The organism is Limnothrix sp. FACHB-1083 (assembly GCF_014696485.1).
Lineage (GTDB): Bacteria > Cyanobacteriota > Cyanobacteriia > CACIAM-69d > CACIAM-69d > CACIAM-69d.
On sequence record NZ_JACJQD010000004.1, the window covers coordinates 228830 to 241933 of the forward strand.

Here is a 13104-nt window from a genome sequence, read left to right on the forward strand (position 1 = left end):
ATTGTTTGCCCAATTGTTACAAGCGGCCCCACGCGCCCCCAGCCGCAATTTTCTAAACGCGCCAGAGTTCGATCGTCCCGGAGAAGGTCAATGGCATCCAGCACGGATTACAACCAGGATTACCAGCGGGCCAATGATGCCTACACCAGCGGTAATTACCCCGAAGCTGCCGCCGCGATCGATCGGCTTGCCCAGGCCTATCCCGATGATCCCAGCGTTCGCTTACTCCGAGGCCACATCTACTGCTATGGCCTAAACCAATACGACACGGCCCAGGTGGAATATCAGTCCGTGCTCAGCCTGACCAGCGACCCCACCTTTGTGGAATACGCCCATTCAGGGTTAGCCGCCACCAGCCAGGCTCTGAGCGCCGGTAATGGTTATGACGAAACTCCCAACTTTGACCAATTCGACTTTGGCGATCAGGAAACCACTACCAACGGTGGCAACACTCATCTAGCCGATCAACCGTTGATTGATGATGGGGACTTCAATTTTGATGAATTGATGAGTGACCCCCAGGGCACGGAAACGGGACTACTGGCCGGCAACAGCACCATGGCCGAAGCTCTGGGCGACCTGGAAAGTGACGCGGACTTTGCCAATGCTGACCTAGAGAGCGGCGAGCTTGGCAGCGCGGACTTTGGCAGTGCAGACTTCGGTAGTGTCAACTTTGAAGATGCGGATTTTGAGAGCGCCGATTTAGGCAATTTGGGCGCGCTGGATCTCGGGGATGGATCCCCGGGCAGCGATCCCAATGACCTCAACAGTTTTGATAACTTTGACTTTGGCACGGACTCGGGCATGGACTTGGGAGCCGACCCCGGGGCGATCGCCCTAGGTGCTGACCTAGGAGGGAGCGATGATCCCTTCGCCGCCTTGGGGTCTCCGGAACCAGCCACCCCCTCAGATCCGGCAGCGGATCCCTTCCTGATCGATCCCTTTGGGGGAAGCGAAGAATCCACACCCTCACCAGCACCAGATTTGGGGCTGCCCGATCGCTTCGAGGCGGATCCCTTTGCGGCATCGGCATCGCCCACCAGCGATGATGCTTTTGGGGCCAGCATGGATTTTGGTGATCAGTCTTTCGACTTAGATCAAGCTGATTTTGGGGCAACCAGTGGGGCGGATCCCCTGGCCGCATCAGCCTTTGGAGTTGATGACTTCGCGAGCGATTTGCCCGGCGACACAGCCGATGGTGATCAATTTGGCGCAGGTCAATTTGGCGCCGCGTTGGCTGACCTCGACTTCGGCGAATCGGCCGGCTTTGATGAGGCGGTGGGCTTTGGAGCGGCTGGCTCAGAAGACTTTGCCGCGTCCACCTCTGAAGCTCCGGTGTTTGGGGACTTGGATGCTGATCCCATTGAAGATTTTGGTGATCTTGGAGGTGACTTTGGGGCAACATCTCCCGCAGCGCCCTTTGAAGCCAGCTTTGAGCCGCCTAATTTTGCCGATTCGACGGAGACCGATGACTTGGCGACCGATGGCTTCGGTGACTTTGAGGGCTTTGACCTCGAAACCCCGGCTGATCCGGCCGCGGCGGCCTTTGCAGAAGACTGGGCAGCACCGGCAGGCTCTGAATCATCTGCCCCTGAAGATTTTGGATTTGGCGTGTTTGATGCGGATGGGCTAGCGAGTCAACCCCTGGCCGCTGAGGCTGATTTTGATTTTGGTGGCACTGATTTTGGTGGCGCTGAGGTTGCCGCAGGGGCCGAAAATCCCTTTGGCTCCGAGACGTTTGGGGACGGCTTTGGCGATTTCTCAGAGCCAGCGGCTCCGGCCGCTGCTGGGCCGCTGGCGGGCGCGAATGCTTTTGATGAACCCTTTGGCGTGTTTGTGGGGGACAGTGCCGACGACGATCGCACCCTCTTCATGCCGCCGCCGGCCGGCACGCAAGAACCAGCGGTTAAGGAGCCAGCGGCCAGAATCGAGTTGCCTTTTGCGGCCCCGATCGAGGGATCTTTCCCGATCGATGATGAGGTGGAAGAAACCCTGTTCATGATGGCGGGGCCCAGCACCCTTCAGGGAGCCACAGCCCAAGACTTGGCGGAATTTGGCAGTGGGAACTTCAACGGGGCAGAGTTCAACCCGGATGAGTTCAACGAGTTCAACCCTGAAGACTTGAGTGCCACAGCCTTTGGGGGCGGCTCCTGGGACGCACAGCCGGAGCCGGCCTTGGGGGCGATCGAACCGGAGGACAACGAAGCAGGTGACTTTGGCATCTTCAATGATCCGCCGGTCATGGAGCCGGAGTCCGATGATGATGCATTCCCCCTCGACATGATCAATGGGGCCCCGGGCATGGCTTTCGCTAGCCCTGCTCGATCGGTGGATGATCCGGCCTCTGGGGCCCTGTCCGCGATCGCGGATGACGGAGCCGCCGCCGCCAGCGACTTCATGGATGACTTCGATGAATTCGACGACCTCGGCAGCCTACCGGACTTCAGCTTGACCAACACCTCCTCGGAATTCGTGCCGCGATCGGACGGTGGCGACGAATTTTCCCTTGGGGAACCCTCCCTGGGCGTGATGGGAGAACCCCTCTCTAACTTTGTTGGGGGGGACAACGAGGTTTTCAACATCGCCACCAGTTCCAATAACGAAGAACTGCTGAGCTTTGACCAGCCCGAAAGCCGCGCCGCCGAACCGGTCACCCCATCCGAAGATGGTTGGCTGGCTTCCTTCGACAATGCCCGCCTGACAACCAAGCAAACCGTTACGGCGGTGATGGCTGGGATTGTGTCATTCCTGGCCGTGGCGGGCACCACGCACTTAACCATGACCCATGTGCGCGATCGGGGCATCAGTCCGCAACTGATGGGCGACATTCGCACCATCGGTCTGGTTTCCTCCCTGTTGGCGGGAGCCACCGGAGGCGGGGTGGCCCTGTTCCTGGGCCGTCGCACTGCCCAGCATGTGGAGCGGGCCACGGGCGATTTGCAAGCCCAGTTGGATGCCGTTTGCCAAGGCAGTCTCCATGCCACGGCTCGGGTTTTTGGGGATGACGAGTTTGGGGAACTGGCCAACTCCTTTAACCAAATGACCCGGGTGATTTTGAGCACCATGGGCGAGGCCCAGCGCAAAGCCCAAGAACAGGAGCAGGCTCGCGAAGACCTCCAACGGCAAGTGATTCGGCTGCTGGACGACGTGGAAGGGGCTGCCCGAGGCGACCTGACCGTACAGGCGGAAGTGACCGCCGACGTGCTGGGCGCAGTGGCCGACTCGTTCAACCTGACCATTCAAAACCTGCGAGAAATTGTGCAGCAGGTGAAAACGGCCGCTTTGCAGGTGAACAAGCGCTCCTCGGAAAACGAGTCTTTTGCCCGATCGCTCTCCTCCGATGCACTTCGGCAGGCGGAAGAGTTGGCCGTGACCCTCAATTCTGTGCAGGTGATGACCGACTCGATTCAGCGGGTGGCCGAAAGTGCCCGCGAAGCCGAGGAAGTGGCTCGTTCCGCCTCCGCGACCGCTTTGAAGGGGGGCGAAGCGGTGGAACGCACCGTGGCCGGGATTTTGCAGATTCGGGAAACGGTGGCGGAAACCGCCCGCAAGGTGAAACGACTGGCGGAATCCACCCAGGAAATTTCCAAGATTGTGGCCTTGATTGCCACGATCGCCTCCCGTACCAACCTGCTTGCCCTCAACGCCAGTATCGAAGCGGCCAGGGCTGGCGAAGCGGGCAAGGGCTTTGCAATTGTGGCGGATGAAGTGCGACAGTTGGCCGATCGCGCCGCCAAGGCTTCTAAGGAAATTGAAAAGATCGTGATGCAAATCCAAAGTGAAACCAACTTGGTGATGCGAGCGATGGAAGACGGTACACAACAGGTGCTGGAAGGAACCAAGCTGGCGGAACAGGCCAAGCGCGCACTCGATGACATCATCCAGGTGTCAAACCGGATTGATGTGCTGGTGCGATCGATTACGGCGGACACCGTGGAGCAAACGGACACCTCCCGCTCCGTAGCCCAAGTGGTGCGATCGGTCGAAAAGACCGCCCAAGACACCTCCCAAGAATCGCAGCGGGTGTCCGAGTCCCTGCAAATTCTGGTGCGCGTGGCGGGCGATCTGCTCTCCTCCGTGGAGCGTTTCCGTGTTGACAGCAGCAATCAGTAGTCCCGGGGTATCCTGAGTCCCCATTGGAGGGGGCATCAGGGGCGATCGTGGCCAATTGCGAACTGATCAGCGGCCCATTGCCCAATCACGGCTCAAAATTTTGGAGGGTGAATGCTGTTGTTTCCTGGGCTGTCTTGAGTCCTCGCCCTCTGGGGTTGGGATCAATTAGATTCGGGTCGATTTAGACCAGCCTAATTTGGGTCAGTCCCATATTGAACAAGTCCAATTTGAACGAATCAAACCCAAGTGGATCAGACGGTTCAAGATGTATCCATGGAGGCTGATCTGAAATGGATCGAGTACAGTAGATTCCAAGCTGGAGATTCCATGCTGAATTCTAAAGTCATTGTCACGGCTTGGAAGGTTCAGCGGCTCGCCCCGTGAGCGAGTTTGAGTCGCCAGCAACCCTTTGTCGATCCATCTTTTGATTCGCCCCAAATCCGCATCGAGTTGGCTGGCAGTGCCCTTGATCATGCGGGCAAACGCTTCGGAGGCTATGTTCCATGCAAGATCAACAGCAACGCATCGTCGGTTATTTCATTGAGGAAGCCAAGGACTACCTCACAACCATCGAGCAAGGCCTCATGAACTTGCAGGGGACGATCGAAGACCCGGAGCTGATGGATGAGGTCTTTCGGGCGGCCCACTCGATCAAGGGGGGCGCGGGCATGTTGGAATTCGAGAGCATCCAACAGGCCGCCCACCGGATTGAAGACTTTTTCAAAGTCCTGAAAGAACATCCGATCCATATCGATCGAGAGTTGGAAAGTCTCTTCTTGCGGGCCTTTGACACCCTGGTGGAACTGCTCGACCATCTCCAGGGCCCCTTTGGCCTCACCACCGAAGTGGGCAACCGCGTGCTACAGGATTCGGAGCCGGCGTTTAACGCCCTGGCAGAACGTTTGGGCCTCGCCGTCCATGAAGTGGACATGCCCAGCGTGCTGCATCGTACCCTCTCATCCCAAAGTGAGGATGCTTGGGCGGCCGATCGCACCCATCAGGTTTTTCAGCAACAGGTGCCCCAACTGTTGCGGGAAATGTTGGATCTGTTTCGCCAAGGGGACAGTCCTCAGCAGCGCGCGCAGCTCCAATGGATGTGTCAGCGCTTGTCTGACTTGGGCAAAAGCAGTCGCATTACCGGCTGGGTGGAGCTACTGGATGCGGCCAGCCAGGCGATCGGTTGCCCCACCAACTCCTACAAAACCCTAGCGCCCACCATTATTCGCGACCTGAAGCAGGCTCAAGATCTGGTTCTGGACGATCGCAGCCAGGAGATCTGCTTGGGCAGTGAGTTACGGGCCTTGGTTCCCCAGCCGGTTGCCCCCAGCCCCAGCAGCCTAGATGTGGATCTATTTGACTTCGACGACTTACTCAACGACGAATTAGCACCCGAAATTACCGACATCACCCACAGCCAGGGCGATGAGTTTGAGCAAGATTGGTTTACAGAAACCAGCAACACCGTCGTAACCCGGATGGATGAGCTGGATTTAAGCCCCACCCCATCACCCACCCAAACCAGTCGGGTGGAACGGCCAAGGGCAGAACCGGGCACGGGGCCGGAAGTGGGCGTGGCCGAATTGGACGTGTTGGCGGACTTGTTTCGCCAAAGCTCCCAGGATTTGGAGGCTGATCTGCCGGGGCAAAGTTCGGAGTCAGGGGCTGGGTTACCCCTAAATCAGGCCGCAGACTATGACCTGTCAGATCTAATCTTTACCCATGAGGAATCGTCAGCGGATGCTGATGCCTTGACCAGTTCTCTGGATGCACTGGGCTACGATCTGCTGGATGAGATGGATACCACCGATTCGGTGGCGGATATGGGCTTAGAGTCCATCGATGACCTGTTGTCCTTTGGGGATGAGCCATCGAGTGGCAATGGACTGCTGGCGAATGCGGTTCAAGGCTCAGGGGCGATCGATCTCATTGGTGATGATGATCTGGATGCGCTGCTGGATGCGGTGGAAACGGCCACGGAAGTCAACCTGATCGCCTCGGATGACCTGTTCGATCTGGGCTTGGATGCGGAAGAGGAACCCACCGATCTGCGGGTGGTGCCCAGCGGCGACCTGACCTTCTCCACGGAGCTGATCAGTAATCCCACGGCGATCGAACCGATCCCCAATGAACTCCAAAAGTTGGGAGATGATGACCCGGATTTGACGACGGTGATTGATCCGGCGCTGGGGAATCTGGATGATCTCGATGGCAATTTCGGCTCAGACCTGGGGTTGGATCTGATTGATGGCCTGACGGGTGAGATTGCGCCTCCAGAGCTGACCCTCGATCCGTTACCAGAGACTGGGGCGATCGATGACATGGCTGATCTGGATGCTTGGGCCGCAGATTTGGCCAACGTAGATCTGGCCCATGCAGACCTAGACTTTGGCAATGCAGGACTGGCTGATCTAGCTGATCTAGATGTGGCGGCCGCAGCGACCCCGGAAGCAACCGCAGATCGTTGGGGGGATGGGTTGGATCTCGGGGATATGTCGCCAGGGGAGTTGCCTGACTTGGCCGCGATCGACCTGGACGATAATTGGTCGGACTCCGCCCCTGATTTGGACTTCAACGATTTCAATAATCTGAGTGACTTCAGCGCCGTTGACCTGACCGATGATTTCAATAATCTGAGCGACTTCAGCGCTGTTGATCTGACCGATGAGGATCTCGCGCCGACTACCGCCATGCCGGCCCTGGTGGATCCGTCCCTAGACGACTTACCCGCCCTTGATCAGTTCGACTTGGATGGCATCTTGAATGCCAATCCCTTGGAGGAGGTGGATCCCTTCGCGAATCTGTTGGTGGAATCGCCCGATGTGATGTTGCCGGATGCGGAAACCTCAACCGCTGAGAACTTTATCCAAGACATCGATACCCTGCTGGACGATCCGCTTTCTGCGGAGCCGGCCGAGCCGGTCTATGAGGCGGCTGACCTCAGTTACGACGTGAATGGGGCCAAAGCCATTCGGATCGATCGCTCCACCCTCAGTTCCGAAGGTCTGGAAGATCTGTTCTCCGATCGGCGAACGACCGATCTGAGCGGTCTAGAAGAAGATCTAGACCTGGCCGAGGCCGAAGCAGATCTCGCAGGGGCCAATGATGATGCAGCCGCCCTCTGGACTCCGGAAAACTTCACGGAGCCGCCCATTCTCTCGGATTTGGATGCCCTGTTGGCCCCCGCTGCCGCGTCGGCCCCTGCTCCTGCGCTGGATGATGATTGGGCAGCCTTGGACGATTTGGACTTTGGGGAAGCGACCAGCCTGGAAGCCACCGCTGATGGCGAAGCCCCTGACTTCTTGATGGGAACGGCCGACTGGAGCAGCCCCTTGGATCTCAGTGAGCCACAGGAGGCAACCAGTGCCGATCGCGCCGATGACTTTGACTTCGGGGGCCTGGGTGATCTAAACGACTTGAGTGGCTTAGGAGACTTGGGGACTTTGGGTGATTTTGGTAATTTGGGTGACCTAGGATTACCCGTTGATGCGGTTGATCCGCTGGCCGGTTCGGACTTGGAAGATTTGGATGCGCTCTTGGGTGCGCCCCCCACCAGTGAGCCGATGATGGACGGCCTCAGCGGTTTGGGTGATTTGGGCGATCTGGATCAACTGCTGAATCAGGAGCCGGGATCTGTGCCGGCCGGTGACAGCACCCTCGATGACCTGCTCAATGCCCTAGAGGGTTCCGCTGCACCGGCTCCGACGAGCCAAGCGGCCAGCGATGCCGATGAGCTGGATAATCTGCTGAAGAATCTGAATCTGTCAACGACGGCCGCCACCAATAGCCCTGATCGCTTTGAGGATCTATTTGGCGATGTGGCGGCCCCAGCCACAACCCCCGCGCCCGCTGGCAGCACCGGTGGCCTCGATCTAGACTTTGACGCTTTGGTGGAGATACTGGAGGCCCCGGCCAAGGCTGCCCCAGCGACCGGCCCCAGCCCTGCGGGATCTCCAGCTCGATCGGCCCCAACTCCCGTGGCGAACGGTCAGCGCGAAATGGAAGCGGCCGCCAACCGCAATTTACGGGCCGAGCAAATCATCAAAGTGCCGGTGCGGAACTTGGACAACCTCAACAACCTGGTTGGGGAAATGGTGGTGAACCGCAACAGCATGGAACAGGGCCAAGAGCGCCTGCGCCAGTCCTTGGAAAACTTGACCCAACGGGTGCAGCAGTTGGGGGATGTGGGGCAACGGATGCAGGACTTTTACGAGCGATCGCTCCTGGAAATGTCCCTGCTGTCGGGGCGGCGCGGCGGCAGTGGCGGCGGACATTCCGAGACCCATCACAGCGGTGAGTCTGACACCCACGGTGGCCGGATGGGCTTGGGAGAACTGGAGCTGGATCGCTTCACCCCCTTCCACACCCAATCCCAAGAAATCATTGAGTTGATTGTGCGGGTGCGGGAGTCTGCCTCCGACATTGACTTCGTGGTCGAACAAACCGATCAACTGGTGCGGAACCTGCGGCAAATCACCACCCAGATTCAAGAGAACTTGAATAAGTCGCGCATGGTGACCTTTGCGCGCACGGTGGAACGGTTGCCCCGGGCAGTGCGATCGGTGTCTGAGCGCTGTGGCAAGGACGTGGATCTGATCATTGAGGGCAAAGAAACGGCGATCGATGAGTTCCTATCCCAGGAGCTATCGAGTCCAATTACCCACATGATCAATAACGCCCTGGTGCATGGCATTGAAACGCCTGAAGCGCGGGTGGCGGCAGGCAAACCCCCCACCGGCAAGCTGACCATTCGGGCGTTTTATCAAGGGAACCAAACGGTGATTTCCCTGTCCGATGATGGGGCGGGAATTAATACGGAGCGGGTGAAACAAAAGGCGATCGAGAAGGGCTTGATTGACCCCAACCAGGCCCGCAATATGGTGCGCCAAGAAATCTATGAAATGCTGTTTCTGCCGGGCTTCAGCACCAAAGACCAAGCCGATGAGTTTGGCGGACGCGGCGTGGGCATGGATGTGGTGATGCGCAAAATTCAGGAACTGCGCGGCAGCATCAGCATTGATTCAGAATTGGGACGGGGAACGACCTTCACCATCCGGTTGCCCCTGAACCTGAGTATTTGTAAGGCGCTGCGGTGCTTGAGCGATCACGCCACGATCGCGTTTCCGATGGATGGGGTGGAAGACACGCCGCCCGATATTCACCCGGAGGATGTGCAGACCGATAAGGAAGGCCGCCGCTGCATTGCCTGGCGCGATCGAATCTTGACGCTGCATCCCCTCACTGAGTTGCTGAAATACAACCGCCACCTGAGTCGCGGCAACATCTACGGCGGCAACCAGGAGGATGACTCCTTGGCGATCGTGGTGTTGCGCAGTGCCGGTGAGTTCATTGCGATCGAGGTCGATCGGGTGCTGGGCGAGCAAGAAATCGTAATTAAGCAACCGGAAGGCCCCGTGCCCAAGCCCCTGGGCATTGCCGGGATGACGGTGCTGGGTGATGGGCGCGTCATGCCGATCGCCGATGTGCTGGAGCTAATTGACCTGGCGAAGGGTCGCATCCGGCGCGATACCGTCAGCGGCCGTTGGGAATCTGACAACATCCACATCGTGGAGCCGCCGACGGAGCAAAAGGATCCGATGGTGTTGATTGTGGACGACTCGATCACGGTGCGCGAGCTGCTGAAGATGACCTTCCAGAAAGCGGGTTATCAGGTGGAGCAGGCCCGCGACGGTCAAGAGGCCTGGGAAAAACTGCGATCGGGCTTGCCCTGCGACTTGGTGTTCTGTGATATTGAAATGCCGCGCATGGACGGCTTGCAGCTCTTGCAGCGATTGCAGACGGAAGAAACCCTCTGTGAACTGCCTGTGGCCATGCTCACCTCTCGGGGAGCCGACAAGCACCGAAAAATGGCCGTTGACTTGGGCGCAAAGGGTTACTTCACCAAGCCCTACCTGGAAGAAGCCCTCCTGGATGCGGCGCGGCGAATGCTGCGGGGTGAGGTGCTGATCACGGCCAATGCTTAACGCCTAAATTCCCGACCAGCGCCTAAGCAGTGCCTAACTAGTGCCTAAACTGCTCGGCCGAGCAATGCTCAATGGATCCTGAACCAACGGATCCTGCGCGAACGGCTTGATTGCCCTATTGGTAGAGAGCCTGGAGTTCGGCCACCGGTTCGATCGCCAATCGATGCACCCGGTGGCCATCTAGCACTGCATGGAAGGGAACCACCTCCACCACGCTGTTGGAATAGGCGATCGCCTCGAATTCTTCCACCCAATCGGCAGTCCAGGGTTGGTCAACGCCGATCGGTTGCCCGTGACGTTGGAGTTGGCGAATTAGGTGCGATCGAGCAATGCCCGGTAAGCAATCTCCCAGGGGCGGAGTCCACCAACGCCCATCCCGAAGTCCCCAAAGATTGCCCGTGCTGGTTTCCAGCCAGCGCCCATCCTCATCAACCAAAATGGCTTCGGATGCCGGTTCGGGGCCCAAAAACTGTCGCTGGGCCGTTTGCAATGCCAGCCAACAGGGAAGATAATTGCCCGTTTTGTGAGTGGCGATCGAACGGCGGTAGTGGGCTGCCTGGGCCACCCAAGCCACAATGCCCTGTGTTTGTTTTTGGGCCAAATTGGAGGGCAATTCGCGCCCCACAATCCATTCCCGCCCATCGGAAAAAAGAGTGACCCGCAACACCGGATATTCAGCCGCCAACAGGGTTGCTCCCTGTTCCACCTGTTCCCAATCCGGCTGGGGCAGGCCCAACTGACTGCGAGTGTTGTAGAGCCGATCGCGGTGAGCCAGCCATTGGGTCATGGGCCCGTGGAGATCGCGATCGTAAACGCGCAAGGTTGTGAAGGTTGTGGCCCCAAATATCAACCCTGGATCCGTGACATCCAGAGTAATGGTGCGCTGATCGAGGGATTGACCGTGATACCACTGGGCAGGCATGAAACCAATTGCGGGTAAGCTCAAAAAATACTGACGGGATCATTGCCCCGCTTGTTTACCGTAATCGTTGCGCTGAATTTTGTCCCCTTGCTGGAACCTTGATTGGGTTAACCAACCGTTTGCATCGATCGAGTTGAGTGCCAAGCCGGTTGAGCTAATCCGGTTGAGCTAATCAGCATGATGGCGATCGAGTTCAGGACTCAACCAAAACAGCGCCATTGCGGAGAACTAGAACTACCTCAGGTTTTCGGTTGCCAGGAGCGATCGACCGGAGGCCATTGGGAAACTATAGGAAAACGGGATCTGGGGAGATGCTTGACTGGGGCTTGATTTGGGCGCTGGGTTTTTTGGGGAGTTTTGGTCACTGTGCAGGCATGTGTGGGCCTTTGGCGGTGGCCTTTGCCCTGTCGGGAGACCCTCGAACCCTGCCGCAAGCAGGAGCCAAAACCTGGTGGCAGTTGGGCCGCTTCCATCTGTTGCTGAATTTGGGGCGAATTTTCAGCTATGCCGTGGCGGGCGGGGCGATCGGGAGTTTGGGATCTCTGCTGGTGGCGGGCGGACAACTGACGGGGATTGATAGCCCCCTGCGCCAAAGCCTGAGCGTCCTGACGGGGTTGATGTTGATTTGGTTTGGCCTTGCCCAAGCGCGACCCCAATGGTTGCCCCGCTTGCCTCTCTGGCATCCCCTGGCCCGGGGGCCCCAGCGCGATCGCCTCGAAAAAACCATGCTCACCATTGCTGGCCAAACCTGTTGGTGGATGCCGTTGGCCGTGGGGCTGGTTTGGGGGCTAATTCCCTGTGGATTTTTGTATGCGGCCCAGATTAAGGCAGCGGAAACGGGCAGCGCGATCGGGGGCAGCCTGACCATGTTGGTTTTTGGGCTGGGAACCTTGCCCACCATGGTTTTAACGGGCGCTTGGGCTGGCTCCATTGGCCAAGATCGACGCAGCCAACTCTTTCGGATGGCCGGTTGGGTGACGATCGCGATCGGGCTGTTAACCCTGGGTCGCACCAGCGCCATGCAAGATCTGACGGGCTATGGTTCCTTGGTGCTGCTGAGTTTATCCCTGATCGCCCGGCCCATCAGTCGGTTGTGGGCGGCCCCCCTGCGCTATCGTCGGGCGATCGGGGTGGGCGCTTGGTTGTTGGCCCTGGCCCATACGGGCCACATGCTCGATCACTCCCTGGATTGGGATTGGGAGGCGGTGGGCTTTTTGCACCCTCGCCAGCAGGTGGGGATTTGGGCCGGTGTGGGGGCGATCGGGCTGCTAACGTTGTTGGCCCTCACCAGTTTCGATCGAGCTATGCGCTGGTTAGGCTCCCACTGGCGCACCTTACACCTGGCGGCCATTCCGGCCCTGGTAGCGATCGGGATGCACATGACCCTGGCGGGTGGGCCAACCATGATCGGGGATGGGGGATCGGTTTGGCGGCGGGCGATGGGGGTTGGCTGTGGGCTAGCTCTGGTTTTGTTGATGCGGGTGCGTTGGTTTTGGCAACTGTGGGGCCTGGGTGCGCTCTATCACGGCGTGGCCGGTGCGTCTGCGTCCCTGACCGCCGCCCCATCCCAGGAGTTCACTAGCTCCAGCGATCGGGTCTGATAGCCCAAAGATTGATAAAGGGCGATCGCCGCTTGGTTACTGGCTCCCACTTGCAGCCCCAGGCGATCGCAACCGGCCTGTTTGGCCTGCTGTTCCGCTTGATGCAGCAGGGATCGAGCCAAACCACGCCGCCGTTCCGTCGGTTGCACATAGAGCCAAAGCAGTTGGGCCCGTCGTTGGCCAGTTTCCGGGTCGATCGCCCAGCCCAACCACAGACCCGCAACCCAAAATTGACCGCTAGATTGACCGTCGCTGGCTTGAGCCGTGGCCGCTTCCACCCACCACAGTTGCCCATCGGCCGTCCAGAGTCGATCGACCAACAGGGCGATCGACTCTGGGTCTGGACTCAGGGGCATTAGCTCCCGGTAGGTGGCCGCCAAGCCCGCCAACAATTGGGGGCGATCGGCCCGGCTCCCTCGCCGTAATCGGTAGCCTGTGGGTAACTGATTGGATGGTTGCCCCATCCCAGGCTCCGGCCCTGGGTCGG

The 13104-nt window shown here is 58.8% G+C and carries 5 protein-coding genes; 3 read left to right on the top strand and 2 right to left on the bottom strand.

Translation table 11 applies throughout. The annotated features are described in order from the left end of the window. Positions 1–90 precede the first annotated feature (90 nt). Together H6F46_RS19695 and H6F46_RS07260 are read left to right on the top strand one after the other, a co-directional pair. Entirely contained in the window at positions 91–4113 is a 4023-nt protein-coding gene (locus H6F46_RS19695) for a methyl-accepting chemotaxis protein (protein ID WP_190354121.1), read from the top strand. Positions 4114–4616: 503 nt separating this feature from the next. Beyond that, positions 4617–10094 (top strand): response regulator, encoded by a 5478-nt coding sequence (locus H6F46_RS07260; protein ID WP_190354122.1) that lies wholly within the window; start codon positions 4617–4619, stop codon positions 10092–10094. Between the two features lie 115 nt (positions 10095–10209). On the opposite strand, the gene H6F46_RS07265 is transcribed toward H6F46_RS07260, so the two are convergent. Further along, a complete protein-coding gene (locus tag H6F46_RS07265; RefSeq protein WP_190354123.1) occupies positions 10210–11016 on the bottom strand; it encodes an aminotransferase class IV in 807 nt (268 codons plus the stop codon). Between the two features lie 311 nt (positions 11017–11327). Here H6F46_RS07265 and H6F46_RS07270 point away from each other — a divergent pair, with 311 nt between their 5' ends. Beyond that, positions 11328–12617, top strand: coding sequence for a sulfite exporter TauE/SafE family protein (locus tag H6F46_RS07270; RefSeq protein WP_190354124.1), 1290 nt, complete (start codon positions 11328–11330; stop codon positions 12615–12617). Here the strand turns inward: H6F46_RS07270 and H6F46_RS07275 are convergent. After that, positions 12539–13081, bottom strand: a complete 543-nt coding sequence (locus H6F46_RS07275; RefSeq protein ID WP_190354125.1) for a GNAT family N-acetyltransferase — start codon at positions 13079–13081, stop codon at positions 12539–12541. The genes H6F46_RS07270 and H6F46_RS07275 overlap by 79 nt on opposite strands. Positions 13082–13104 lie beyond the last annotated feature (23 nt).